This window comes from Streptomyces sp. NPDC059355, assembly GCF_042752335.1.
Lineage (GTDB): Bacteria > Actinomycetota > Actinomycetes > Streptomycetales > Streptomycetaceae > Streptomyces.
Window position 1 is genome coordinate 69,883 of record NZ_JBHYXN010000013.1, and the last position, 23,891, is coordinate 93,773.

The 23,891-nt window shown below is 73.1% G+C and carries 23 protein-coding genes; 15 read left to right on the forward strand and 8 right to left on the reverse strand.

Annotated features, from left to right (window positions below):
- Positions 1 to 70 precede the first annotated feature (70 nt).
- A complete protein-coding gene (locus ACFXGI_RS15240) occupies positions 71 to 1,171 on the forward strand; it encodes a glutamate--cysteine ligase (RefSeq protein ID WP_384706098.1) in 1,101 nt (366 codons plus the stop codon).
- Positions 1,172 to 1,358: 187 nt separating this feature from the next.
- Positions 1,359 to 2,108: a VOC family protein gene (locus ACFXGI_RS15245; RefSeq protein WP_384706280.1), complete on the forward strand. Its 750-nt coding sequence runs from the start codon at positions 1,359 to 1,361 to the stop codon at positions 2,106 to 2,108.
- On the opposite strand, the gene ACFXGI_RS15250 is transcribed toward ACFXGI_RS15245, so the two are convergent.
- Together ACFXGI_RS15250 and ACFXGI_RS15255 are read right to left on the reverse strand one after the other, a co-directional pair.
- On the reverse strand, positions 2,109 to 3,032 hold the full coding sequence (locus tag ACFXGI_RS15250; RefSeq protein ID WP_384706100.1) for a cobalamin-binding protein: 924 nt from the start codon (positions 3,030 to 3,032) through the stop codon (positions 2,109 to 2,111).
- A gap of 31 nt (positions 3,033 to 3,063) precedes the next feature.
- Entirely contained in the window at positions 3,064 to 3,795 is a 732-nt protein-coding gene (locus ACFXGI_RS15255) for an SDR family NAD(P)-dependent oxidoreductase (protein WP_384706102.1), read from the reverse strand.
- Between the two features lie 118 nt (positions 3,796 to 3,913).
- Here ACFXGI_RS15255 and ACFXGI_RS15260 point away from each other — a divergent pair, with 118 nt between their 5' ends.
- Complete coding sequence (locus ACFXGI_RS15260; RefSeq protein WP_384706104.1) at positions 3,914 to 4,873, forward strand: tellurite resistance/C4-dicarboxylate transporter family protein; 960 nt, start codon at positions 3,914 to 3,916, stop codon at positions 4,871 to 4,873.
- A gap of 681 nt (positions 4,874 to 5,554) precedes the next feature.
- Positions 5,555 to 6,736 (forward strand): 3-hydroxybenzoate 6-monooxygenase, encoded by a 1,182-nt coding sequence (locus tag ACFXGI_RS15265; RefSeq protein WP_384706106.1) that lies wholly within the window; start codon positions 5,555 to 5,557, stop codon positions 6,734 to 6,736.
- A 112-nt stretch (positions 6,737 to 6,848) separates the two neighbouring features.
- On the opposite strand, the gene ACFXGI_RS15270 is transcribed toward ACFXGI_RS15265, so the two are convergent.
- Positions 6,849 to 7,613 carry an MIP/aquaporin family protein gene (locus ACFXGI_RS15270; protein ID WP_384706108.1) on the reverse strand — a complete coding sequence of 255 codons (765 nt, stop codon included), beginning with the start codon at positions 7,611 to 7,613 and terminating at the stop codon, positions 6,849 to 6,851.
- A 251-nt stretch (positions 7,614 to 7,864) separates the two neighbouring features.
- Between ACFXGI_RS15270 and asnB the strand changes: the two genes are divergently transcribed.
- Both asnB and ACFXGI_RS15280 read left to right on the forward strand, forming a co-directional pair.
- Positions 7,865 to 9,718: an asparagine synthase (glutamine-hydrolyzing) gene (gene asnB / locus ACFXGI_RS15275; RefSeq protein ID WP_384706110.1), complete on the forward strand. Its 1,854-nt coding sequence runs from the start codon at positions 7,865 to 7,867 to the stop codon at positions 9,716 to 9,718.
- Between the two features lie 12 nt (positions 9,719 to 9,730).
- On the forward strand, positions 9,731 to 10,423 hold the full coding sequence (locus tag ACFXGI_RS15280; RefSeq protein WP_384706112.1) for a DsbA family protein: 693 nt from the start codon (positions 9,731 to 9,733) through the stop codon (positions 10,421 to 10,423).
- Positions 10,424 to 10,463: 40 nt separating this feature from the next.
- On the opposite strand, the gene ACFXGI_RS15285 is transcribed toward ACFXGI_RS15280, so the two are convergent.
- Positions 10,464 to 11,201, reverse strand: a complete 738-nt coding sequence (locus ACFXGI_RS15285) for a YoaK family protein (protein ID WP_384706114.1) — start codon at positions 11,199 to 11,201, stop codon at positions 10,464 to 10,466.
- A complete protein-coding gene (locus tag ACFXGI_RS15290; RefSeq protein WP_384706116.1) occupies positions 11,198 to 11,917 on the reverse strand; it encodes a response regulator in 720 nt (239 codons plus the stop codon). The genes ACFXGI_RS15285 and ACFXGI_RS15290 overlap by 4 nt, the downstream gene beginning before the upstream one ends.
- 132 nt (positions 11,918 to 12,049) lie before the next feature.
- On the opposite strand from ACFXGI_RS15290, the gene ACFXGI_RS15295 reads away from it, so the two are divergent.
- The 5 genes from ACFXGI_RS15295 (at position 12,050) to ACFXGI_RS15315 (ending at position 15,805) form a co-directional block, all read left to right on the forward strand.
- Positions 12,050 to 12,484 carry a VOC family protein gene (locus tag ACFXGI_RS15295; protein WP_384706118.1) on the forward strand — a complete coding sequence of 145 codons (435 nt, stop codon included), beginning with the start codon at positions 12,050 to 12,052 and terminating at the stop codon, positions 12,482 to 12,484.
- A 16-nt stretch (positions 12,485 to 12,500) separates the two neighbouring features.
- Complete coding sequence (locus ACFXGI_RS15300) at positions 12,501 to 13,187, forward strand: epimerase (RefSeq protein ID WP_384706120.1); 687 nt, start codon at positions 12,501 to 12,503, stop codon at positions 13,185 to 13,187.
- A gap of 61 nt (positions 13,188 to 13,248) precedes the next feature.
- Entirely contained in the window at positions 13,249 to 14,463 is a 1,215-nt protein-coding gene (locus ACFXGI_RS15305) for an RNA ligase (RefSeq protein WP_384706122.1), read from the forward strand.
- A 3-nt stretch (positions 14,464 to 14,466) separates the two neighbouring features.
- Entirely contained in the window at positions 14,467 to 15,399 is a 933-nt protein-coding gene (locus tag ACFXGI_RS15310; protein ID WP_384706124.1) for an AAA family ATPase, read from the forward strand.
- Positions 15,400 to 15,433: 34 nt separating this feature from the next.
- The gene (locus ACFXGI_RS15315; RefSeq protein WP_384706126.1) at positions 15,434 to 15,805 is read left to right on the forward strand and encodes an NTP pyrophosphohydrolase; all 372 of its coding nucleotides are present in this window, start codon (positions 15,434 to 15,436) and stop codon (positions 15,803 to 15,805) included.
- Positions 15,806 to 15,814: 9 nt separating this feature from the next.
- Here the strand turns inward: ACFXGI_RS15315 and ACFXGI_RS15320 are convergent, their stop codons facing one another.
- The gene (locus ACFXGI_RS15320; protein ID WP_384706128.1) at positions 15,815 to 16,477 is read right to left on the reverse strand and encodes an SH3 domain-containing protein; all 663 of its coding nucleotides are present in this window, start codon (positions 16,475 to 16,477) and stop codon (positions 15,815 to 15,817) included.
- A gap of 314 nt (positions 16,478 to 16,791) precedes the next feature.
- Here ACFXGI_RS15320 and ACFXGI_RS15325 point away from each other — a divergent pair, with 314 nt between their 5' ends.
- The 4 genes from ACFXGI_RS15325 (at position 16,792) to ACFXGI_RS15340 (ending at position 22,102) form a co-directional block, all read left to right on the forward strand.
- Positions 16,792 to 17,025: a DUF397 domain-containing protein gene (locus ACFXGI_RS15325; protein ID WP_384706130.1), complete on the forward strand. Its 234-nt coding sequence runs from the start codon at positions 16,792 to 16,794 to the stop codon at positions 17,023 to 17,025.
- A 36-nt stretch (positions 17,026 to 17,061) separates the two neighbouring features.
- Complete coding sequence (locus tag ACFXGI_RS15330) at positions 17,062 to 17,940, forward strand: helix-turn-helix domain-containing protein (protein WP_384706132.1); 879 nt, start codon at positions 17,062 to 17,064, stop codon at positions 17,938 to 17,940.
- A gap of 147 nt (positions 17,941 to 18,087) precedes the next feature.
- On the forward strand, positions 18,088 to 18,462 hold the full coding sequence (locus ACFXGI_RS15335) for a YbjQ family protein (protein ID WP_384706134.1): 375 nt from the start codon (positions 18,088 to 18,090) through the stop codon (positions 18,460 to 18,462).
- 175 nt (positions 18,463 to 18,637) lie between these two features.
- Positions 18,638 to 22,102 carry an endo-alpha-N-acetylgalactosaminidase family protein gene (locus ACFXGI_RS15340; protein ID WP_384706136.1) on the forward strand — a complete coding sequence of 1,155 codons (3,465 nt, stop codon included), beginning with the start codon at positions 18,638 to 18,640 and terminating at the stop codon, positions 22,100 to 22,102.
- On the opposite strand, the gene ACFXGI_RS15345 is transcribed toward ACFXGI_RS15340, so the two are convergent.
- Both ACFXGI_RS15345 and ACFXGI_RS15350 read right to left on the reverse strand, forming a co-directional pair.
- Complete coding sequence (locus tag ACFXGI_RS15345; protein WP_384706138.1) at positions 22,090 to 22,908, reverse strand: helix-turn-helix domain-containing protein; 819 nt, start codon at positions 22,906 to 22,908, stop codon at positions 22,090 to 22,092. The genes ACFXGI_RS15340 and ACFXGI_RS15345 overlap by 13 nt on opposite strands.
- Positions 22,802 to 23,878 (reverse strand): EamA family transporter, encoded by a 1,077-nt coding sequence (locus ACFXGI_RS15350; RefSeq protein WP_384706140.1) that lies wholly within the window; start codon positions 23,876 to 23,878, stop codon positions 22,802 to 22,804. The genes ACFXGI_RS15345 and ACFXGI_RS15350 overlap by 107 nt, the downstream gene beginning before the upstream one ends.
- Positions 23,879 to 23,891: the final 13 nt, after the last annotated feature.

Below are 23,891 nucleotides of genomic sequence, written 5' to 3' on the forward strand. Positions count from 1 at the left end.
GGGAGACCGAGGGCGGACCGCCGCCGTGGGTGCCGGGGCTTCAGAACTCGAGGCAGGAGTCCGACGCGACATGATCACGGTCGGGGTCGAGGAGGAGTACGTACTGCTGGATCCGGTCACCCATCTGCCCGTGTCCCGGGCGGAGGAGGTGCGGGTCGCGGCCGGGCTCGGGCCGTACGCGGACGCCGGCGAGGTGCAGAACGAGCTGCTCCAGGCCCAGATCGAGGTCGCCACGCCCGTCTGCACCGACCTGGAAGAGGTAGCCGGCCACCTGCTGCGGCTGCGGCACGCGGTCGGTTCCGCCGCCGAGGAGCTCGGCTGCCTCCTCGCCGCCTCCGCCACGGCCCCGCTGCGGGACGCGGTGCCGGTGCCGGTCACCCGCAAGCCCCGCTACCTCCGGATGCAGGAGGAAGCCCGCCGCCTCGTCGACGAGCAGCTGATCAACGGCATGCACGTGCACGTCGGGGTGCCCGACCGGGAGATGGGCGTGGCGGTCCTCAACCGGTTGCGGGTCTGGCTGCCGACGCTGCTGGCCATGTCGGCGAACTCGCCGCTGTGGGACGGGCGCGACACGGGATTCGCCAGCTGGCGCACGATCGTCTTCGGCCGCTGGCCGGTCAGCGGCCCGCCACCGTCCTTCCGGACGCTCGCGGACTACGAGGAGCGCGCCGACGCGCTGGTGGAGACGGGCCTGATCGCAGACCGGGGCCAGCTCTACTGGCAGGCCAGACTGTCCGAGCGCTACCCCACGCTGGAGGTGCGCTGCCTCGACGTGCAGCTGGACGCCACCGACGCGGTGCTGCTCACCGGGATCGTCCGCGCGCTGGTCAGCACCGCGATCGCCGAGGAGAAGGCGGGAGTCCCGTGCGTCAGCTGCCCGCCCGAGCTGCTCCAGGCGGCCGTGTGGCACGCGGCCAGGCACGGCCTGGACGGCGTGCTGATGGACCCGCTGGGCTCCCGGCGCAGCGCCGGCGACGTGCTGTGGCTGCTGATGCGGCACATCACGCCCGCCCTGGAGGAGGCCGGGGACCAGCGCGAGGTCGGCGCTCTGCTGCACCGGCTGCTCCAGGAGGGCACGCCCGCGGACCGGCAGCGCCGGGCCCTCGCGGACGGCGGGATGGCCGCCCTCACCGATCTGATCGCCGGGCAGGGCGCCGGGAGCGGCCGCTGAGCAGGCTGAGCGGCCGTCGAGCAGGCCGGGACGGAGATTCCGATACGCCGGGCCGACGTACGGGCCGACGTACGGGCCGACGTGCGGGGCGACGGCCCCGACGGGACGATGGGCTGGACGAGGGACGGAGCGTGCGGTGGAGATTTCTACGAGGGAGGTCTTCGGCGCGCCGTGCTGGGTCAGCCTGATGGCCCGCGATCTCCAGGGAACCCAGCAGTTCTACGGCGCGGTCCTCGGCTGGAAGTTCCGGCCCGCCCGGCTGGGCGCGGGCTGGACCGTCGCCCACCTGGACGGGGTGCCGGTGGCCGGGATCGGCACGCTGACGGCAGACCTGCCGGTCGCCGCGGCGTGGACCCCGTACTTCGCCGTCGACGACGCCGACGAGGCCGCGGACCGGATCCGCGAGCGCAGCGGCACCGTCGCGGTCGGCCCGGTCTCCTTCCCCTCCGGCGGCCGCGGTGCGCTGGTCGCCGACCGGGACGGCGCGGTCTTCGGGATCTGGGCGGGCGGCGTGTCCGCCGACTGGCGCGTGGGCCGCGGTCCGGCACCCGCCTGGCTGGAGCTGCGCACCAGGGACGCCTTCGAAGCGGCGATCTTCTACGGCGGGGTGCTGGAGTGGGCCACCGGCCGCCCCGGGTGCTGCGAGGTCTCGTACGAGGACGACCAGGTCGTCCTGCGACAGGCGGGCGAACCCGTCGCCCGCCTGAACGGCGGGATCACCGAGGCCTCGGCGCACGCGCCGGAGTCCAGACCCCGCTGGCACGTCTACTTCCGTGTCCCGGACCTCGACGAGGCCATCGAGGCGGCTGCGGCCTCCGGCGGTGCGACGCTGTCGACGATCATGTCGAGCGCCACCGACCGCTGGGTCAACCTCCGCGATCCCGAGGGCGCCATGTTCACGCTCACCACGGCCCGCCCGGACCCCGGGACTGCCTGATCACGTCCCGTCGTCGAGCCGGAACGCCTCCGCCGCGGTCACGGGATCGCCCACCGCGACCCCGTGCAGGACGTGCGCCAGGACCTCCGCCCCGCGCACGACCCGCGGCCCCGGCCGGTTGAAGTACGCCGGCCCGTCCAGCACCCACACCTCCCCGGCCCGTACCGCGGGCAGCTCCGCCCAGCCCGGAAGCGAGGTCAGCAGCTCCCGCTCCCGTACGGTGCGCTCCGGGCCGAACCCGCAGGGCAGCAGGAGCAGCACGTCCGGGCGGGCCGCCCGGACCGCCTCCCACTCCATGGGCCGGGTGTGCTCGCCCGGCGCGGCGATCAGCGCCTCGCCGCCCGCGGCCGCGATCTGCTCCGGCACCCAGTGCCCGGCCGGCCAGAGCGGATCCAGCCACTCGACGGCGACCACCCGCGGCCGCGTCCGGCCCGCCGTCCGGGCCCGTACGGCCTCCAGCCGGGCGGCGAGCGCGGCCTGGCGCTCCGTCGCGGCCTCCCGTACGCCGACCAGGTCGCCCACGGTGACCAGGCAGTCCAGTACGTCGCCCAGGGTGCGCGGTTCGAGGCTGAGCACGCGGGGCCCGCCGTCCAGTACGCGCACCGCCCGGCTCACCCCCGCGTACGAGACCGCGCAGACGTCGCAGAGGTCCTGGGTCAGGACCACATCGGGTGCGAGGGCGCCGAGCGCCCCGATGTCGAGCGTGTAGAGGGAGGACCCGCTGTGCGCGGCTCCGCCGACCGCCTCCGAGATCTCCCGGCTGCTCAGCGCGTCGGAGGAGAACTCGGCGGCGGTCACCACCGGCACCCCGGCCACGGCGCCCGGCGGCCAGTCGCACTCGTGCGTACGGCCCACCAGATCGGCGGCCAGACCGAGCTCGGCCACGATGTCGGTGGCGGCGGGAAGCAGGGAGACGATGCGCATGCCCCGAGCCTAGGGCGCCGGTGCGGGCCGGTCAGACCTGGGCGGCTCCGCCGTCCACGAACAGCTCGATGCCCGTGACGTAGCTGCTCTCCTCCGAGGCGAGGAACAGCGCCGCCGCGGCCACTTCCTCCGGGCGCCCGGTCCGGCCCAGCGGGACCCCGGAGGTGACCTCCTCCAGGATCGCGGCGGGCGCCCGTGACAGCGCCGGGGTGTCGATCGGGCCCGGGCTGAGCGCGTTCACCCGGATCCCGCGCCCCGCCAGCTCCAGCGCCATGCTGCGCGCCATCGACCGGACGGCCGCCTTCGTGGCGCCGTAGACGCCGAAACGGGTGGAGCCCGACGAGCCCGCGGTCGAACCGACCAGGATGACCGAACCGCGCTCCCCGAACAGCGGCAGCGCCCGCTGCACGGTGAAGAAGGTCGCGCGGAAGTTCAGGTCCGAGACGAGGTCGAACTGCTCCTCGGTGAACTCGGCGACGCCGCCGGCCTTCCCACCGCCCGCGTTGGTCACCAGGACGTCGATCGGCCTGCCTTCGGCCGCGACCGCGTCGTACAGCCGCTCCAGGTCCGCCGACCGGGTGACATCGCCCGGCACCCCGACCGCTCCGCTCCCCAACTCTGCTACCGCGGAGGCGAGTTCGGTCTCGCGGCGCCCCGTGACGAACACCCGGGCGCCCTCCCGTACGAACCGGTGCGCCGTCGCCAGTCCGATGCCGGCGGACCCGCCCGTGATCACCGCGACCTTGCCGTCGAGCTGTCCCATGAGCGCAGAGGGTTGGGCAGCGCCCTCGGGAAGTCAAGGCACGGGCGCCGTGCACCTGCCTTGGACCGGGTGGCCCACCGCGTTCGCGGGCCGCGGCCGCACGGTGTCCGCTGGCAGGGTGAAGCAGGTGTTCCCCCTGCCCGGCCGCCGGTGGTGGACGGGGCTCCCCCCGGCCGCGGGCGCCGCCGTCATGGCCGCCGGCATCCTCTCCGTCGGCCTGCACCTGACCGGGTTCGACGGGCTGTCCCTGGCCGCACTGGTCCTCTCCGCCGCGCTGTGGCTCGTACTCGCCGCCGACTTCACCACCCGGCTCGTGGCCGACCGGGGCCGCTTCGAGGCCGAGGCCGACACCCCGGCCGCCCTGACGGCCGTGGCCGCCACGACCGTGCTCGGCACCCGGATCTCCCTGCTGGGGTGGCAGGGCGTCGCCGCCGCCCTGCTGGTGCTGGCGGCCGTGCTCTGGCCCGGACTGCTGATCACCGTCGTACGGCACTGGAAACGGCGGATGCCCGGCGCCGCGTTCCTCGTCTGCGTCGCCACCCAGGGGCTCGCCGTCCTGGCGGCGACCCTGGCCGCCGCCGTCCACCGCGACTGGCTCGCCCGGGCGGCGCTCGGCGCCTTCTGCCTCGGACTGCTGCTGTACGCGGTGGCCCTCCTGCGCTTCGACTTCCGCGAGGTGCTGCGGGGCGCGGGCGACCACTGGGTGGCGGGCGGCGCGCTCGCCATCTCGGCACTGGCCGGATCGAAGCTCACGGCGTCACCCGTATGGACCGGTCCGGCGCACACGGCGCTGCGCATCGCCACGCTGGTGACGCTCGCCCTGTCCCTCGGCTGGTACGTGCTCCTGCTCGCCGCCGAGCTGCGCCAATGGCGGCCGCACTACGACATCCGGCGCTGGGCGACCGTCTTCCCCCTCGGGATGACGGCCACCGCCTGCCTCTCGGCGGCCGCCCCCACCGGGGTGGGCCGGCTGCGCCCGCTGGGCGAGGTGCTCCTGTGGATCGCGGTGGGCGCCTGGCTGCTGACCTTCGTCGCACTCGTCGCCACCCACCCCGGCAGGCGCACCCACAGCCCCTGACGCGCCGCGCACCTGACGGCTTCGTGACGCCGTCCGCGGCACCTGACGAAGTGCTCCCGGCGCCCTGCGCGCGCCCGCGCAGGTCATTGGAGGGTGGCCGCGAGCTTCCCCCGTTCCGCACTCCAGCCGAGGAGCCCTGACCAGAACCGTGAGGACCCCACCGAGGGCCATGAGCCCGACGCCGGCCGCGTGCCTGCTCTTCCGGGTCAGTGGCCGGGCATGACGACGTCGGCTGTCGCGCCGACCACTCGCGTGCGGCGCGGCGACGCGGGGAGCGCCGCGCGCTTCCCGCGGCCCTGCGCGGGCCGGGTGCCGGACGCACCGTCAGGGCTGCGCCCGCCGGGTACCCGGCGGCGGATCTGACGAACGCACCGGACGCCTCCACCACGTCGTACGTCCTCGCGGCAGCCGCGGTGACACGGCGCGATGCCACCGTGCCGGGCTCGGGGGCGGGCAGGGCGGACAGGGCGGGCAGGGCGGTCACCACCGTCCCCGGCCGCGGGGCCGGTGGCAGACCCCGGCACGCCGCTCGCCGACGCCCCCCAACGATCCACGGCGGCCCGACGGCGCCGGAATCTCCCGCCCCCGCGACGACCGGATCGCCACGGCCCTCACCGGCGCCCGGCACACTCCGCCGGCTCTTCCTCGAACACACGACAACACAAAGGATGTGAACCACAGATGGCGAACATACTCATCGCCGGCGGAGGCATCGGCGGACTCGCCGCGGCGCTCGGGCTCGCGGGCCGCGGCCACCGGGTGACCGTTCTGGAGCGCAGGGAGGCGTTCACCGAACTCGGCGCGGGCATCCAGCTCGGCCCCAACGCCTTCCACGCGCTCGACCTGCTCGGCGTGGGCGCACAGGTCCGCGACCGGGCGGTCTACATCGACGAACTGCGACTCATGGACGGCACCACGGACGAGCCGATCGCCTCGATGCCGCTGACCTGCGACTACCGCACCCGCTTCGGCAATCCCTACGCGGTCGTGCAGCGCTGCGACGTGTACGAGCCGCTGCTCGAAGCCTGCCGCAGACACCCGCGGATCGAACTGCGCGGCGGCAGATCGGTGGTGGGGTACGAGCAGCGCGGCCAGGGCTCGGGCGAGGTGACCGCCGTACTGGCCGACGGAGAGCGGCTCACCGGAGCGGCGCTGATCGGGGCCGACGGCATCCGCTCGGCGGTACGGCGCCAGCTGGTCGGCGACGGGGACCCGAGGGTCTCCGGGCACACGATCTACCGCACGGTGGTCCCGGTGGAGCAGGTGCCCGAAGAGCTGCGGTGGAACACCGTGACCCTGTGGGCGGGCCCCAAGTGGCACTTCGTCCACTATCCGATCGGCGGCGGCGCGTTCCTGAACCTGGCCGCGACCCGGGACGACGGCACGCAGGTGGCCGTCGTCGGTCAGCCGGCCGAACGCGAGGACGTGCTCGCCATGTTCCCGGAGCTGGGCGAGACGGCGCGGCGGCTGCTGGAGCTCGGCCGGGACTGGAAGTCATGGGTGCTGTGCGACCGCGATCCGGTCGACGTGTGGACCGACGGGCGCGTGGCACTGCTCGGCGACGCGGCGCACCCGATGCTGCAGTACGCGGCCCAGGGTGCCTGCCAGGCACTGGAGGACGCGGTGGTCCTCGCCGAGTCGCTGGACTGCTGTGAGGACACCGTCGTCCAGCGGCTGGAGAAGTACAGCGCGGCGCGCCGCGAGCGTACGGCCCGGACCCAGCTGGTCGCCCGTGAGATCGGCCGCCGGCTGTACCACCCGGCGGGCGAGCTGGCGCGCGAGCGCAACGCGTTGCTGACCTCCCTGTCGGCCGAGGAGATGTACGACGAGGTCGCCTGGCTCCACGGGGCGGACTTCGGCTGAGGAGGCCGCGCCCGCCCCGGCGCCGTACGGCCGGCGGGCAAGGCAGAGGGGCGGTCACCGGTTCCGGACCGGTGACCGCCCCTACGGGTTCCGGCGGTGCGCCCCTACGGGTTCAGCGGCGCCGGCGCACCAGCGCCGACACCGCGCCCGCGAGGAGCGATCCGGCGACGGGAGCGAGCAGGTAGACCCACAGCAGGCCGGTCGTACCGGAGACCAGGGCCGGCCCGAACTGCCGCGCGGGGTTCCCGCCACCGCCGGAGTACGGCCCGAGGAAAATGATGACGGCCGCGACACAGGCGCCCATGACCGGCGGCAGCAGGCGCAGCAGCGCAGGGCGGGTGCCGGACCAGGCCACGATCAGCATCATCGCGGCCATGGACCCCGCCTCGGCCAGGAACACGGGTCCGGCGCCCCAGCCGGGCCCGGGGGCCAGCGCGGCGTCGCCGATCGCGGCGGCCGCGTCGCCCCACACCAGCCGTGCCAGCGCGACCCCGCACAGGGAGCCGGCCAGCTGCGCCACGACGAAGGGCAGCACCGCCTTCCCGGGGAAGACGCGCAGCAGCCACAGGCCGATGCTGACCGCGGGATTGAGATGGCCGGCGGTCTCCCGGCGCATGGAGGGCCCGAGCACGGCGGTGACGACCGTGCCGACCAGCAGCCCCATCACCACCAGTTGGCCGCGCGCGGTGGGCACCAGGCCGGAGAGCGGGGAGCCGGGTCCCGCCAACCAGCGGGCGGCCGTGACCACGGTGAACAGCATGCCGGTGGTGAGCGCGAACTCGTAGACCGCGGTCACCAGGAGGGAAGGCGGGCGCCCGGGCGCGCGTACGGGAAGCCTTGCGGCCGGGGAATCGATGTCGAGAGGCGTGGGTGTCACTCCATGGAATGTGCGTCCGCGCACGGGCCGCGGCAACCGACGGGGGAGCCCTGTGTCAGGTCGGCGGTTCGGTGGTTCGGCGGGCCGCCGGGCCCGTGCCCTCCCCTCGCGGCCCGGGAGGCCGGAGCCACCTGACGAACTGAACCGGGCCCGCTGGACCCGGGGTCCGGGCCGCACGACACTCTGCGGAGTCGGCCAAGGTCACCTGGTCACCTGGTCCTTCCCCCTTCACCGAGAGGAACCGATCACCTATGTGCGGCCTTGCCGGATGGGTCAGCTTTCAGCGCGATCTGACGGCGCACTCGGACATCGCGTCGGCCATGACGTGCACCATGGAGTGCCGCGGCCCGGACGCGGGCGGTCTGTGGACCTCGCCCCGCGCGATACTCGGCCACCGCCGCCTGGCGATCATCGACCTGGAGGGCGGCCGGCAGCCCATGGCCGCCGCCGAGGACGACGACACGCAGCCGGTCATCACCTACACCGGCGAGGTCTACAACTTCCAGGAGCTGCGCGAGGAACTGCGCGCGCTCGGACACGAGTTCCGCTCCTCCAGCGACACCGAGGTCGTCCTGCGCTCCTACCTGGAGTGGGGCGCCGATTTCGCGGAGCGCCTCAACGGCATCTACGCGTTCGTGATCTGGGACCCGCGCACCGAGGAACTGCTCCTCGTCCGCGACCGGATGGGCGTCAAGCCGCTCTACTACTACCCGACCGCCGACGGCGTGCTCTTCGGCTCCGAGGCGAAGGCGATCCTGGCCCACCCGGAAGTCGAGGCCGTGGTGGACCCCGAGGGGCTGAAGGAGATCTTCAGCATCGTCAAGACCCCCGGACACGCGGTCTTCCGAGGCATGTACGAGGTCGTCCCCGCCACGACCGTGCGCTTCACCCGCGAGGGCCGCAGCACCACGAAGTACTGGGAGCTCAAGGCCACACCGCACACCGACGACCTCGACACGACGATCGCCACCGTCCGCGATCTGCTCGAGGACATCGTCGAGCGCCAGCTCGTCGCGGACGTCACCGTCGGCACGCTGCTCTCCGGAGGCCTCGACTCCAGCGCGGTGACCGCGCTCGCCGCCAGGGCCCTCGCCAAGCAGGGCGTCGAACAGCCCCTCCGCGTCTTCTCCGTGGACTTCACCGGCCACGACAACCGCTTCGAAACCAACATGCAGTGGGCCGACCCGGACACCCCGTTCGCGGTCGAGGTCGCGAAGCGCGTCGGCGCCGAGCACATCATCGTCGAGCTCGAGAACGAGGACATCCTCGACCCCGAGGTGCGCGCCACCGTGCTGCGCGCCCAGGACCTGCCGGTCTCCACCGGCGACATGGAGTACTCGCTGCTCATCCTGTGCCGTGCGCTGAAGGAGCGGATGACCGTAGCGCTCTCCGGCGAGGCGGCGGACGAACTCTTCGGCGGCTACACCTGGTTCCACGACAAGGAAGCCGTCGAGCTGGACAGCTTCCCCTGGCACCACCCCTTCGAGAAGCTCGGCGGCATGGGCGCGCTGCGCGACGTCGGCCTGTGGGACAGGCTCGGGCTCACCGAGTACGTGAAGGACCGCTACACCCAGGCCCTGGCGGAGGTGCCCCGGCTGGAGGGCGAGAGCGGCCTCGAGGAGCGGATGCGCGAGCGGACGTACCTCAACCTCACCCGCTGGGAGAACTTCCTGCTGGACCGCAAGGACCGCATGAGCATGGCGGCCAGCCTGGAGGTGCGCGTCCCCTTCACCGACCACCGCCTCGTCGAGTACGTCTACAACACCCCGTGGGCGATGAAGAGCTTCGACGGCCGGGAGAAGAGCCTGCTGCGCGCGGCGATGCGCGAAGTCCTGCCCGACACGGTGCTCGACCGCAAGAAGAACCCGTACCCCTCCACCCAGGACCGCCGGTACGAGATCGCCCTGCGCGAGCAGGTCGAAGGCATCCTCGTCGAGGGTGCCCCGGTGTTCCGGCTCGTCTCGGAGGCGGACATCCGCAAGCTGCTCGACCGGCCGGTCGGCTCCTACGCCGTCGGCGGCCCCTGGAGCGCCCGCGCCGTGCTGGAGCGGCTCATCGAGTTCAACACCTGGGTGACCGAATACGACGTCCGCGTCGAGCTCTGAGAAGGATTTGACATGGTGACAACAACAGATACCCCGACGGTGACCGTCTGGTCGGACGTCGGCTGCCCCTGGGCGACCCTCTCCCTGCAGACGCTGCGCGCCGCGGCCCGGCGCCGGTCCCTGCCGCTGCTCATCGACCACCGGGCCTTCCCGCTGGAGCTGTTCAACCGCGAGCCCACCCCCAAGTTCATCGTGGACCCGGAGATCATGGCGATCGCCGCCCGTCTGCCCGAGCTCGGCTGGCGCATGTGGGACGGCCCGGCGCACACCTACCCGGTGACGACCCTGCCGGCCCTCGAAGCCATCCAGGCCGCGAAGGACCCCGCGATAGGCGGGCTGCGGGGCAGCGACGAGCTGGACGAGGCACTGCGGCGGGCGTTCTACTCCGACAGCAAGTGCATCAGCGTCCACGCGGTGATCCTCGACCTCGCCGAGCAGTGCGAGCACGTCGACGCCAAGGCGCTGGCGGAGGCACTGGCCCGGGGCAGCGGACGTGCCGAGGTGTACGCGCAGTGGCGGACCGCCGAAGGGCCGCAGATCCAGGGCAGCCCGCACCTCTTCGCCGAGGGCGGCTACGCCTCGCACAACCCCGGCGCCACGTTCCAGTGGACGGGCTCCCCCTACGAGGGCGGCCTCCCGCGGCTGGACGACTACAGCACCGCCTGGGCCGACGAACTGCTCGACGCGCTGTACCGGGAAGGCTGAGCGGCCGGCCCGGTCACCGACCGGGCCGCCCCCGCCCGCATCACGGCGGCCCCGCTCCCGTCGGAGGACGGCGGCGGGGCTCGGCCGCCCTCGGGCCGCCCGCCAGGGCGATCCCGAGGAGCAGGGCCACCGCCAGAGCCAGGGCCCAGCGCGATCCGTGGTGGATCGTCAGCAGCCCGCCCGCCAGGGCGCCGCAGAACAGGACCGCCACCGAGACAACCCTCCGTACGCCGGCCCGGTCCCACGGGTCGGCGGCCAGGCCCGTCAGCGTCCGGGTGACCACGGTGGTGGTCAGATCGGGCACGCCCAGCCCGTGCACGACGGCGTTCTGCAGGCCCATGCCGAGCGCGAGCAGTCCCACGACCGGCAGCGCCCCGGCCCCGCCCGCCGACAGGGCGAGCGCCCCTGCCACCAGTACCGCCTGTGCCGAGACCAGCGGCGCGAACGTCCGCGCCGGCTCCCGGCCGCGGCGCAGCCGTCCGGCGGCGGTCGCCCCGGCGAGGAAGGCGCCGAGCGCCAGCAGGGAGGCGGTGGCCGACAGCTGGCGGTCCCCGGCGAGCGCGAACCCCAGGAAGGCCACATTGCCGGTCATGTTCGCGACGAAGGTGTGATCGAGCCCGAGGTAGCTCACCGCGTCGACCACCCCGCTCACGAAGGTCAGCGCGACCAGCAGCGCCGGCAGCACCCCGTGCGGCCCGCTCCCGCCCTGCGGCCCCGGCGGGAAGAGCAGCCCGGCCAGCCGGTGCAGGATCCCGCGCCCGGCGGCGCCGGCCGTCACCGGGCCGGGCCCGGCGCCCCGGGCCCGGCGGCGCGGGCCAGCAGCGCGAGCTGTACCCGGTTCGCGGCGCCCAGTTCGGCCAGCATCCGGCCGACCAGGCGCTGCACCGCGTCCGGCGCCGTACCCAGCCGCTCCCCGATCTCCCCGTTCGACAGCCCCTCGGCGACCAGTCCCAGCACCTCGGCCTCCCGCGGCGGCAGGGCGCCCAGCCGCGCCCGCGCCTCCTCGCGCCGCGTCGCTGGCGGGGGCCGCGAGGCGTCCAGGACCTGCCGGAGCACCTGCGGGGACAGCACGGCGTCACCGTCCCGTACGGCGCGCAGGGCGGCGAGGAGTTCCTCGCGCGGGGTGTCCTTGGGGAGGAAGGCGTCCGCGCCGAGGGCCAGGGCCCGCTCCACGTCCGCGTCGAGCCCGAAGCCCGTCAGGAGGACGATGTGCGCGGCCGCCTCCGCGGCATCCGGTTCCCGTTCCGGCTCAGGTTCCGGTCCCGGTGCGCGCAGCGCCGCCGTGACCTCGGCGCCGTTCATCCGCGGCATGCGGAGGTCCAGCAGCAGGATGTCCGGCAGGTGCGCCCGTACGGCCTCCACGGCCCCGCGCCCGTCCCCGGCCTCGGCCACCACGTGGAATTCCCCCGTCGACTCGACGGTCGTCCGCAGTCCCCTGCGGACGACCGGTTCGTCGTCGGCGATGACCACCCGCCCCACATGGCCGAATTCCATGCGCCAACCTCGTTCCGAAAGGGACTTACGGCGCAAACCGTACCCGCCGAACGGGCGGCACCGACGGAACGACCCGTCATCCCGGGACGCCTTCCCCGGCGACTGTCAGTGGCCCTCAGTAGGGTCCCCTCCATGGCATATACGTTCCAGGTGACCATCGATTCCGCCTCCCCGCACCCCCTCGCCGACTGGTGGGCCGAGGCCCTCGGCTGGGAAGTGGAGCCCACCGACGAGGAGTTCATCCGCAAGATGGTCGCCGAGGGCCAGGCCCGCGAAGAGGACACCACCACCCACCGCGGAGCCCTCGTCTGGAAGGCCGGCGCCGCCATCCGCCACCCCGAGGGGATCGAGCGCGCACCCCGCGTCCTCTTCCAGTTCGTCCCCGAGCCCAAGACGGTCAAGAACCGCGTCCACCTGGACGTCCGCACCGGCTCCGACAACCCGCACGAAGTCGTCGAGCGGCTGATCGCCAAGGGCGCCCGGCACCTCCACGACAGCAGCCAGGGCCCGTACACCTGGACCACGCTCGCCGATCCGGAGGGCAATGAACTCTGCGTCTCGCACTGAGGCCTAGGCTGCCCATGTGAACGTCATCCTCTTCGGCGGCACCGGAATGATCGGGCGGGGTGTTCTGCGCGAATGCCTGCGCGACGACTCCGTCACGGCCGTGCTCTCCGTCGGCCGCACCCCGCTCGGCGTCTCCCACCCCAAACTGCGCGAACGCATCCAGGACGACCCGGCCGACCTCTCCGCCCCGGATCTGGACCTGGCCTCCTTCGACGCCTGCTTCTTCTGCCTCGGCGTCTCCGCCGTCGGCATGAGGGAGCAGGAGTACCGCCGCGTCACCCACGACCTCACCCTCGCCGCGGCCCGCCCGCTCGCCGCCGCCAACCCGCGCCTGACCTTCACGTACGTCTCCGGCGAGGGCACCGACAGCACCGAGCAGAGCCGCACCATGTGGGCCCGCGTCAAGGGGCGGACCGAGAACGACCTGCTCCAGCTGCCGTTCCAGGCCTACATGTTCCGCCCCGGCCTGGTGCAGCCCGTTCGCGGCATGCCCTCCAAGACCCTCCTCTACCGGGCCGGCTACGTGGTCCCCGCACCGCTCTTCCCGCTGCTGCGCCGCATCGCGCCGAACCTCGTCACCACCACCGAGGCCCTGGGCCGCGCGATGATCGCCGTCGCCACGCCCGACGCCGGTGTCCGCACCCGGATCCTGCGGCCCCAGGACATCAACCGGCTGGGCCAGAGCCCTCCGGACCAGCGATAATTCGGTACCGGGCCACCCCTCCCGCACGTGAGAATGAGCCATCTCGAACCGGGAGGAACCCATGGGCCAGAACCAGGCCTACCCGACCCTGCACGACCTGCTGCCGCAGCAGGAGCTGGCGGCCGTCATCGACGCCGGGCACGTGACCCGCAAGTCGCACCCCGAACTGCCGCTGTCCATCTACACGTACACGCGGACGGCACAGTACGAGCAGGTGTGGAACCGGGTGACGATGCGCTGCCGCGGACTCGTCGCCGACGACGCCACCGGCGCGATCGTCGCGCTGCCGCTGCCGAAGTTCTTCAACGTCGGCGAGCACGAGGCCGGCCGGCCGTACGCACCGGCCCTGCCCGACGAGCCGTTCGAGGTGTACGACAAGGTCGACGGCAGCCTCGCGGTGGTCTTCCACTACGCGGGACGCTGGCGCGTCGCGTCCAAGGGATCCTTCATCAGCACCCAGGCCACCTGGGGCCAGCGCCACCTCGACGGCCGCGACACCTCGGCCCTCGTCCCCGGCGTGACCTACCTCGCGGAGATCCTGTACCCGCAGAACCGCATCGTCGTCGACTACGGCGACCGCCGGGACCTGGTGCTCCTCGCCGCGTTCGGCCCGGACACCACCGAGGTCCCGCTCGACGAGGCCGCCGGCCACTGGCGGGGCATCGGGTCCGTCGTCACGGTGTGGCCCGCCATGCCGCTCGCCGAACTGCTGGCGCTGGCCGAGTCGAACACGCTGCCCGGCGGCGAGAACGCCGCGGGCACCGACGCCGAGGGCTTCGTGCTGCGGTTCGCCTCCGGCGTGCGCGCGAAGGCCAAGCTGTCCGAGTACGTACGCCTCCACAAGCTGGTCACCGGAGTCACCGAGCGGGACATCTGGCGCGCCCACGGCGTCGAGCGGTTCGCCGGCCTGCCCGCCAAGGAACTGGCGCAGGGCCTGAACTGCACCGCCGCCGACATCGAGGCCTCGGGCGGCAAGCCGCTCGAGACGCTGCTGCAGCAGGTGCCCGACGAGTTCGACACCTGGGTGCGCGAGGTGGTCGCCCGCCTCGAGGACGCGGCGGCGCGGCGCGAGCGCGCCATCGACGCGGCGTACGCGGAGCTCGCCCACCTGGCGGGCGACCGGGGCGCGTTCGCGCGCGCCGTGAAGTCCCTGCCCGACCGCTGGATCCGCCCCGCGATGTTCCTGCGCCTGGACGGCCGGCCCACCGAGCTCGCCGTATGGCGGCACGTGCGGCCGGAGGCGTCCGACCCCTTCACCACCGATGAGGAGAACTGACCAGTGTCCGAAGACCCCGCCCGCCCCGTCGTCCACGTCATGACGGGGTTGCCGGCCTCGGGGAAGACGACGGCCGCGCGCGCCCTGCAGGCCGAGGCCGCGGGCCGGATGCGCCGCGTCAACCTGGACGACCTGCGGGCCATGCTCGACCTGCCCGACCCGGAGCGCGGCCGCTCGTACCGGCACGAGCAGACCGTCCTGGCCGTGCAGGACGCGGCCGTGCGCGCGGCCGTCGAGGACGGTTTCGACGTGGTCGTCGACAACACCCACCTGACCTCGCACATCCCCAAACGGCTCAAGGCGGCGGTGGCCGGGCGCGCGACCTTCGTGGTGCACGACTTCACCGACGTGCCGGTCGAGGAGTGCCTGCGCCGGGACGCCGCGCGGGAGCGGCCGGTCGGCGAGGAGATCATCCGGATATTGAACGACAAGCGCATGAGCACCAAGAAGGGCGGCTGGCGGCTCACCGCGGAGTGGCTGAACGACCAGCCCGTGGTCGAGCCGTACGTGGCCGACCCGGCGCTGCCCTCCGCGGTGATGTGCGACATCGACGGCACGCTCGCGCTCACCGGCGACCGCAGCCCGTACGACTTCTCGCGCTGCGAGATCGACGCGCTGAACGAGCCGGTGCGGTACGCGCTGGACGCCTTCCGGCGCGCCGACGGCGACACCATCGTGCTGCTGTCCGGGCGCGGCGAGGAGCACCGGCCGCAGACGGAGGCGTGGCTGCACCGGCACGCGGTGCCCTACGACGAGCTGTGGATGCGGCCGCTCGGCGACACGCGCCGCGACGACGTGGTGAAGGCGGAGCTGTTCGACGCCCACGTACGCCACCGGTACGCGGTGCGGGTCTCCCTGGACGACCGGGACCGGGTGGTGGCGGTCTGGCGCCGGATGGGCCTGCCCACCTGGCAGGTCAACTACGGCGACTTCTAGGAGCGCACGGCTGCCGCTTCCCCATACTGGGGGCATGAGCGTGTTGATCGTGGACGCCGCGAACGTCGTCGGTTCCGTACCGGACGGCTGGTGGCGGGACCGGCGGGGCGCGGCCGAGCGGCTGCGCGACCGCCTCGCGGAGCGGGACCCGGCCGGCGGCGGGGAGATCGGGCCGATCGAGGAGATCATCCTCGTCGTCGAGGGCGCCGCCCGGGGTGTCGAGTCCGTGCCCGGAGTACGGGTGGACTCGGCGCCGGGGAGCGGTGACGACCGGATCGTGGAACTGGCCGCCTCCTTCGCGGAGCGCGGCTGCGTCGTGGTCACGGCGGACCGGGAACTGCGCGAGCGGGTCCGGGCGTACGGGGCGGAGTGTGTGGGGCCGCGTACCCTACGCCCGGCGGGCTGACCGGAAGGGTCAGTCGCACCACTTCACGTGGTCCAGGTTCTTCACGTAACGGGCGGAGATCCAGGCCTTCTTGCCGTCCTTGCCGTCCTTGCTGTCCGGGCCGTCCTTGCCGTTCCTCCCGTCCTTGTTGTCCTTGCCGTCCTTGCCGCCCTTGCCGTGCTTGCTGTCCTTGCCGTCCCGGCCGTCTTTCCCGTCCTTCCCGTCCCGACCGTCCCTCCCGTCGCGGCCGTCCTTCCCGTCCTTGCCGTCCTTGCTGTTCCTGTTCCCCGACTCGTCCGAGACCTCCTGCCCGTTCATGGGCTGCTTCTCGTGCTCCTCCTTCTCCTCCTTGACGTGGAGGCGGTACCAGAGGTCGTTGCCGTCGATCGACTCGCCGTGCGACTTGCACAAGATCGCGACCTTGTGGCCGGGCTTCAGGTGGCCCACGGACTTCGAGCGGGTGCTGGGCCTGCTGCGGATCGTCAGCGAGCCGCGCGAGACGACCTTGCCGACGATGTACTTCTGGTCCTGGTAGGTGCCGGACTGGTCGTTTTCCGGCTCGAGAACGACGATCGCCTGCGACGGCGTGTCGGCCGTCGGACCCTCGTCCGCGACGGCGATGCCCGCGCCGACCAAGCCGAGCACCAGGCTTCCGGTGGTGAGAGCGAGGACGGTCCTGGTGGGCTTCTGCATGTGCAGGCTCCTCTGCGAAGACATCCCGCCCGGCCGAGATGTGTCGCGGCCGGGTTGGCAACCAGGCGGTCACCAGGGACGACTATGGCGAGGGCGGGGCGTTTGGCCCCGGTGACTCACCGCCGTTTAGCCCGAAATGCCCAATAGGTTCCCCTCGGGCCGGGGGTCGGATCATAGCTACATCGCGCAGCCGGGGCACTCGTTCGAGGGACTCCGGTGTCCCCTACATCTGGCTAGCATTTCTGTCAGTGCTCGTCGTGCGATCCCACACGGGTTCGCGCGGTCGTGCGCGTCCGACGAGGAGGGGTCCGATCATGCAGACGAACAACGGCGTGGTGGCGAGCGAGATTCCCGGCGTGGTGTGGGTCAAGAGCAGTGCCAGCGTGGGCAACGGCAACTGCGTGGAAGTCGCCGCCCTGGCGGGCGGCGGCGTGGCGATGCGGAACTCGCGCTTTCCCGACGGGCCGGCGCTGGTGTTCACGGCCGCGGAGATCGAGGCGTTCCTCCGCGGCGCCAAAGACGCGGAATTCGATCACCTGACCGGATGACGGCCCGGTACGGGCCAGAGCGTGAGGGGTGGAGCGATGGGCAGCGATCGGGTCCGGGCGGCGGCCTACCGCCTGCTGGGACGGGAACTGCGCAGATGCCGTGAGGCCCGGGGCCTCACCCTGCGGCAGGTGGCACCGGTCATCCGCGGTTCGGTGTCGAAGATCAGCCGGCTGGAGCGCGGCGAGAGCCCGCCGAGACCGCGGGACGTACGGGACCTCGCCCGGTACTACGGCGTCGACACCGACGAGATGCGCGCGATGGAACGGCTCCTGGAGCACGCGCGGGACTGCGAATGGTACGAGCAGTTCAGCGATGTCATCCCCGATTTCCTCAAGCGCCTCATCGAGCGCGAGGGCGACGCCGAGGAGATCTGCGTCTACGAGAACCTCGTCGTCCCCGGCATCCTCCAGACCCGCGCCTACGCCCGGCACATGGTGCGGGCGGTCCTGCCCGGCGCCGACCACGAGGAGGTCGAGCGGGTCGTCGAACTGCGCGCCGAACGGCAGCTGCGGCTGATGAACCGTCCGCTGCCCCGGGTGACCGCCCTGCTGGAGGAAGGCGTACTGCACCGCCGCTGCGGGAACGCGGCCGTGATGGACGAGCAGCTGACCCACCTGCTGCGGGCCGGGGAAACCGGCAAGGTCGGCATCCGCATCCTCCCGATGGCCCGTGCCTACGGGGCCACCCCGCCCTACCCGGTCACCCACCTGAGGTTCCGCGAAGGGGAGCACGCCGAGCTGGCGTACGTGGAGCACATCAACGGCGCGAACTACGTGACCAGACCGCGGGCCCTGGACGACTACCGCAACGTCCTCACGAACCTGCGCGGCGCGGCGGCCTCCCATGACGAGAGCGTCGCCCTGATCCGCGCGGCGCGGCGCCGGTTCGGCTCCGGAGGGCTCCCGGTCGGCTGAGCGGCCGGGGGTCTCGCGCCCGGGGCGGCCGCCGGTCGTGGGTCGGAGCGAGCGGGTTCCTTCTGAAGGACGGACGCCGTTCCCCGGGGCGGCCGGAACGGGCCCCTCCGGATGCGCGGGCCCGCGCCCGCGGCCAGAGTGGTTCCCATGGGAATCGAAGATTACAGCGGCGGCCCGGGGGTCCAGCAGACCGGCGTCCTGGTCGTGACGACGAACGACGTTCCCGGGTACCGGGTCGAGCAGGTCATCGGCGAGGTCTTCGGCCTCACCGTCCGCTCCCGCCACCTCGGCAGCCAGATCGGCGCGGGCCTGAAGTCGATGATCGGCGGCGAGCTGAAGGGCCTGACCAAGACCCTGGTGGAGACCCGCAACCAGGCCATGCAACGGCTCATCGAAGCGACCAAGGCCCGCGGCGGGAACGCGGTCCTGATGATGCGCTTCGACGTGACCGAGGCCGCCGACGTCGGGACCGAGGTGTGCGCGTACGGGACGGCCGTAGTGATCACCCCTGCCGCCTCCTGATCCCACCATCCCCCCCCCCATCCCCTTCATTCACTTCCGTAAGTCCAGGACGGCGCTCTGCTTTGTCCATGGGCCTGCGGCGGCGCGGTCCGCAAGCTGACAGGTCAGTGAGCGGACCGCGGGCCTCCGTGCCGCGCGGTCTTCCGCCCAGGAAGCACCGACCCCCGGAGGCCCGATGCGCACCCCCCTCCGGCCGACCGCAGCGGCGGTCGCCGGTCTCCTCGCCGCCCTGGTCGTCTCCGCCCCCGCGGCATCCGCCGGGGATACCGGCAGAGCCGCCGCGGATGCCGCCGCGCCCCCCGTGACGATCAGCTCGCCCGAGCTGTCCGTGAGCGTCGACGGCGGCTTCCCCCGGGTCGTCGGCTACACCCGGCGGGCCACCGGGGACGTCCTGAACGGCAACGAGGACGTCCTCTCCACGATCGTCGTCAACGGCACCACCCACACCCCCGCCGTGACCTCCACGCCCTCGGCCTCCGCCGTGGACTACGCGCTGTCCTTCTCCGGGGTGACCATCAGATCCCGTCTCTCGGTGACCGGTCCGGTCGTGGAGTTCAAGGTCACCGCGATCGAGGACACCGCCGCACTGCGCGTACGCACCCTCGCGATCCCCGACCACACCCTCGTCAGCGTCCGCAGCGACCAGCCCGGGGCCGCGCTGGCCACCGCGAACATGTACACCGCCACCACCGGCACCGGGGACACCTTCACCCCCGTCACCGCGGGCACCCCCGTGGACCCCGCCGCGACGACGGTGATGTACGGGCTCGCCAACACCGCCAAGCTGGCGGCCGCCATCGACTCCAACTCCCTCTACGACACGCCCTCCGGCGGCACCGCCCGGGACAACGGCCGGATCAGCAAGCGGGTCACCGACAAGGGGGCCTACCGCCGCGCAGGACTGTGGAGCGGAGCCTGGCTCTACCGGGCCGCGGGCGCCGCCGACACCGACACCGAGCCGCTCCCGTACGCACGGATCGCGATCACCGGGGACCGCAACGGCGACGCAGCCGTCGACTGGCAGGACGCCGCCGTCGCCTACCGCGACATCTGGACCCCGCCCACCGGCTGGCAGCGGACCGCCGACCGGGTCGTACAGCGCATCCCCTTCAACTTCGCCTCCCAGGCCACCCACCCCTTCGCCGAGACCCTCGACGAGACCAAGCGCGTCAGCCTCGCCACGGACGGCCTCGGCCAGTTCGTCCTCCTCAAGGGGTACGCCTCCGAGGGTCACGACTCCGCGCACATGGACTACAAGAACGTCGGGTCCAAGCTGGGCGGCGCGGCCGGCCTGAACGCCCTCACCACGGCCGGACACGCCTACGACGCCGACTTCGGCGTCCACATCAACGCCACCGAGGAGTACCCGGTCTCCGCCACCTTCGACCCGGCACACCAGAGCGGGGGAGCGGGCTGGGACTGGCTCGACCAGTCGTACTACGTGGACACGCGCAAGGACGGCCGGTCCGGCGAGCGGCTGAAGCGGCTCCAGGACCTCAAGGCGGCCGCGCCCGGGCTCGACTTCCTGTACGTGGACGTCTGGTACGGGGACGGGTACGTGTCGCGCAAGCTCCAGCGCGAGATCGGCGGACTCGGCTTCCAGCTCGCCACCGAGTTCCCCAACACCCTGACCGAGCAGTCCCTCTGGCACCACTGGGCCGCCGACCTCGACTACGGCGGCAGCGACCTCAAGGGCATCAACTCCACCATCGCCCGCTTCATCGCCAATCACGCGAAGGACGACTGGATCGCCGCGAACCCGCTCCTCGGCGGCGCCGAACTCACCGCGTACGAGGGCTGGCAGGGCAAGAAGGACTACGCGGCCTTCCTGAACACCACCTTCGCCGTGAATCTGCCGACCAAGTACCTCCAGGAGTCCCCGATCGTGAAGTGGACCTCCGACACGGTCACCCTCGCGAACGGGACCACGGCCACCACCGCGGGCGGCGCCCGGAAGATCACCACCGACGGTCGTACCGTCCTCGACGGCGGCAGCCACCTGCTCCCGCGCGACGGGAAGCTCTACCACTGGAACGACAAGGGCGGCTCCACCACCTGGACCCTGCCCACCGGCTGGACCGCGCCCAGGCTGTACCGACTGACCGACACCGGACGGCAGCCGGTCGGCGACCTCGCCGTCACCGGAGGCCAGGTCACGATCAACGCCACCGCGAGGACCGCCTACGTCGTCACCAACGGCGCCGCACCCGCGCAGACCGACCCGCAGTGGGGCGAGGGCACCCCGGTCAAGGACCCCTCCTTCTACGCGGGCGACCTGAACGCCTGGACCGTGACCGGGACCGGCGCCGCCGTCACCCGCAACGCCCTGGGCCAGAACGAGCTCACCCTGGCCGCCGGGACCGCCCCCGCCGTCGCCCAGCAGCTCACCGGCCTCACCCCCGGCACCTACGCCGCCTCCGTCTGGGTCTCCACCCCGACCGGCCGCGCGAACACCCTCACCGTCGATCCGGCCGGCGGCGCCGCCGCGTCCGTGTACGCCGACTCCTCGACGCTGACCGACAGCCTGGGCGGCAGCGAGAAGAACGGCACCGGGATGCAGCGCATGAAGGTGCTCTTCGACGTACCGGCCGGGCAGTCCACGGCCACCCTCGAACTGGCCGCGGCCGCCGGCTCCGGCACGGTCCACCTGGACGACGTACGGGTCGTCCACTCGGCCCGCACCCCGCTCGCCGGCCACTGGTTCACCGAGGACTTCGAGAACGGGGACGCCGGCTGGGGTCCCTTCGCCTTCGGCGGCGCCGGCGGCTCGGCCACCGACCCGCGCACGCACATCGCCCAGCGCAACGCCCCGTACACCCAAGCGGGTTGGAACGGCAAACCGGTCGACGACGTGATCTCCGGGCAGAACTCGCTCAAGTCGCACGAGGAACGGCAGGGCCTGGTCTACCGCACCCTCCCGCAGACACTCAGGCTCACGCCCGGCCACTCCTACAAGGTCGCCTTCGCCTACGAGAACGGCTTCTCCGGCGACTACCGTTTCGTCACCGGCTCCGGCGGCACCGAGACGGCCACCGCGCTGAACCAGGCGCGGACGGCCACCACCTTCACCCGGACCTTCACCGCCGGGGCCGACGCATGGATCGGCATCCGGAAGGTCACCGCCGAAGGCTCCCACAACGAGGCCGACTTCATCCTGGACGACCTCGCCGTCGACGACCTCGGTCCGGTCGGCGGCGGTGAACTCCTCGTGCCACAGGCGCAGATGAGGGTGCAGGCCGTAGACAGCCAGGAGACCGCCGGTGAGAACGGCGGCGCCGCCAACATCCTGGACGGCGACGCCGCCACCATCTGGCACACCGAGTGGTACGCCGCCACCGCGCCGATGCCGCACGAGATCACCCTCGACCTGGGCGCCCCGTACGACGTCTCGGCGCTGCACTGCCTGCCCCGGCAGCCGCAGAGCAACGGCCACATCGCCGACTACCAGGTGTTCACGTCCACGGACGGGGTGAACTGGGGGACCGCCGCCGCGACGGGCACCTTCGCGAACACCGCTGCCCAGCAGGACGTGTCGTTCACGGCCAGGAGCGTGCGCTACGTCAAGCTCAAGGCCACCCGGGAGGTGACCGGCCATCCCTGGACCTCGGTCGCGGAGCTCAACATCGGCTATCGGCCCTGAGGCCGGGGCATCGACTGCTGCCGGCGGAAGCGGACGGGCGCCATGCCCACCCGGCGGCTGAAGAGCCTGCTGAAATACGCCGGATCCTCGTAACCGACCCGCCGGGCGATCCCCGCGACCGGCAGGTCGGTCCGGGCCGGCAGCTCCTTCGCCCGGCTGAGCCTGATCCCGAGCAGGTACTCCTTGACCCCCTCCCCGGTGCTGCGCCGGACGGCCCCGCGCAACTCGGGGAGGGGCATCCCGAGCCGGGCCGCGTGCTCGGCCACCGAGATCGGCAGCAGAGCGTCCCGGGCCAGCGCGTCCATCACCGCGTCCCCGTGCCGGGAGACCCCGGCACGGGCGTAGCGCAGCGCCACGAGCTGTCCGTGCACGGCCGCGGCCGCCTCCACCTCCAGGAGCGGGCCGCCGCGCCGGGCGGCCCGTACGATCCCGTCGACCACGTGCCGTACGCCCTCCGTCCCGCTCAGCGGCACCAGCGGGCGCTCGGGGGTCACGTAGCCGAGATCGGTGTACGCCTCCACGCTGCGGCCCGCGAAGTCCACGAAGCACTCGTCCCAGCCGGTCTCCGGGTCCGGGCCGTAGTGGTGCTCCACGCCGGGCACCAGCCACAGCAGGGCGGGCGCGGTCACCGGCTGCGGCGGGCGCCCGGCGTGGCTGAACCAGCCGCGCCCCCGGGTGACGACCACCGCGACGTGGTGGTCAAGGGCCCGGGGTCCGACCACCGGCAGCAGGCCCTGCTGGACCCCGACGCCGAGGCAGACCAGACCGAGCCTGCGGTGGTTGGCGGTGGGGGAGAAGTAGCGCATCCAACTGCTGTACGGAGGGCTGCTGTACGGGGGCGTCGGCATCTGCGGATTGTGATCCACCGGGCCGGGCGCCCTCAAGGGCGCGCGGGGGCCCGGTCCTTGCGGTCCCTCCTCGCGGGGCGCGGAGCCCGACGGCCAGCCCGGCGACCACCACGACCAGGCCGAGCCAGACCGGCGGCCCCGGCATCCCGCCGCCGGAGAGGGCCCCGATGGCGGCCGCGGCGAGGGGCGCGACCCCGGTCAGCAGCCCGGCCCGGCCGGCGCCCACGGCGGCCACCGTGCGGTACCAGAGGAGGAATGCCACGGCGGTGACCATCACGGCGAGGTACCCGGCGGCAGCCCACCGGGCCGGTCCGAGGGCGAGCAGATCGGCCGGACGCTCGGCGGTCAGCATGAGCACCGCCAGCATCACGGCCCCCAGCCATACGGCGTGGACGGAGACCCCCCACGGACCGTGCCGCCGCAGTACGGGTACGGCGAGCAGCGTGAACGCGGCTTCGCAGGCCAGCGCGAGCGCGGCCCAGGCCACCCCGGCGGCGTCGGTCCGGCCCGCCCCCTCGACGAGGACGGCCCCGGCGACGACCACGACGGCCGCGACCAGGATCCGGCGGCTGGGCCGGCGGCCCTCCAGCAGCGGGCCGAGCACGCCGAGCAGGACCGGCGCGGACGCCACCGCGACGGCGATGACGGCCGGTTCGGCATGCGCGACCCCGCGGACGACGGCCACGTTGAACAGCACGAGCCCGGTGGCCGCGATCCCGGCCAGCCACAGCCACTCCCGGCCCCGCGGACGCAGGATCGGCACCCGGGCGGCCCGGGCGAAGGCGAGCAGGAGCAGGGCGGCGGCCGCGTAGCGGACGGCCTGGGTGGCGAACAGCGGGGCGTGGACCAGGGAGCGCGAGACGGTGACGCTGCTTCCGACCAACACCATGCCGAGGGCGCCGGGCGCCAGGGGAGCGAAGGTGTTCATACGGTCCAGCCTC

Excerpts from the sequence above, each read along its gene's own strand:
- ACFXGI_RS15265 (WP_384706106.1), top strand. The coding sequence starts at position 5,555 with ATGGCGAACATACTCATCGCCGGCGGAGGCATCGGCGGACTCGCCGCG.
- ACFXGI_RS15345 (WP_384706138.1), bottom strand. The coding sequence starts at position 22,908 with ATGCGCTACTTCTCCCCCACCGCCAACCACCGCAGGCTCGGTCTGGTC.
- ACFXGI_RS15240 (WP_384706098.1), top strand. The coding sequence starts at position 71 with ATGATCACGGTCGGGGTCGAGGAGGAGTACGTACTGCTGGATCCGGTC.
- ACFXGI_RS15250 (WP_384706100.1), bottom strand. The coding sequence starts at position 3,032 with ATGCGCATCGTCTCCCTGCTTCCCGCCGCCACCGACATCGTGGCCGAG.
- ACFXGI_RS15330 (WP_384706132.1), top strand. The coding sequence starts at position 17,062 with ATGGGCAGCGATCGGGTCCGGGCGGCGGCCTACCGCCTGCTGGGACGG.
- ACFXGI_RS15280 (WP_384706112.1), top strand. The coding sequence starts at position 9,731 with ATGGTGACAACAACAGATACCCCGACGGTGACCGTCTGGTCGGACGTC.
- ACFXGI_RS15290 (WP_384706116.1), bottom strand. The coding sequence starts at position 11,917 with ATGGAATTCGGCCATGTGGGGCGGGTGGTCATCGCCGACGACGAACCG.
- ACFXGI_RS15335 (WP_384706134.1), top strand. The coding sequence starts at position 18,088 with ATGGGAATCGAAGATTACAGCGGCGGCCCGGGGGTCCAGCAGACCGGC.
- ACFXGI_RS15350 (WP_384706140.1), bottom strand. The coding sequence starts at position 23,878 with ATGAACACCTTCGCTCCCCTGGCGCCCGGCGCCCTCGGCATGGTGTTG.
- ACFXGI_RS15340 (WP_384706136.1), top strand. The coding sequence starts at position 18,638 with ATGCGCACCCCCCTCCGGCCGACCGCAGCGGCGGTCGCCGGTCTCCTC.
- ACFXGI_RS15320 (WP_384706128.1), bottom strand. The coding sequence starts at position 16,477 with ATGCAGAAGCCCACCAGGACCGTCCTCGCTCTCACCACCGGAAGCCTG.
- ACFXGI_RS15295 (WP_384706118.1), top strand. The coding sequence starts at position 12,050 with ATGGCATATACGTTCCAGGTGACCATCGATTCCGCCTCCCCGCACCCC.
- ACFXGI_RS15305 (WP_384706122.1), top strand. The coding sequence starts at position 13,249 with ATGGGCCAGAACCAGGCCTACCCGACCCTGCACGACCTGCTGCCGCAG.
- ACFXGI_RS15315 (WP_384706126.1), top strand. The coding sequence starts at position 15,434 with ATGAGCGTGTTGATCGTGGACGCCGCGAACGTCGTCGGTTCCGTACCG.
- asnB (WP_384706110.1), top strand. The coding sequence starts at position 7,865 with ATGTGCGGCCTTGCCGGATGGGTCAGCTTTCAGCGCGATCTGACGGCG.
- ACFXGI_RS15255 (WP_384706102.1), bottom strand. The coding sequence starts at position 3,795 with ATGGGACAGCTCGACGGCAAGGTCGCGGTGATCACGGGCGGGTCCGCC.
- ACFXGI_RS15245 (WP_384706280.1), top strand. The coding sequence starts at position 1,359 with ATGGCCCGCGATCTCCAGGGAACCCAGCAGTTCTACGGCGCGGTCCTC.
- ACFXGI_RS15325 (WP_384706130.1), top strand. The coding sequence starts at position 16,792 with ATGCAGACGAACAACGGCGTGGTGGCGAGCGAGATTCCCGGCGTGGTG.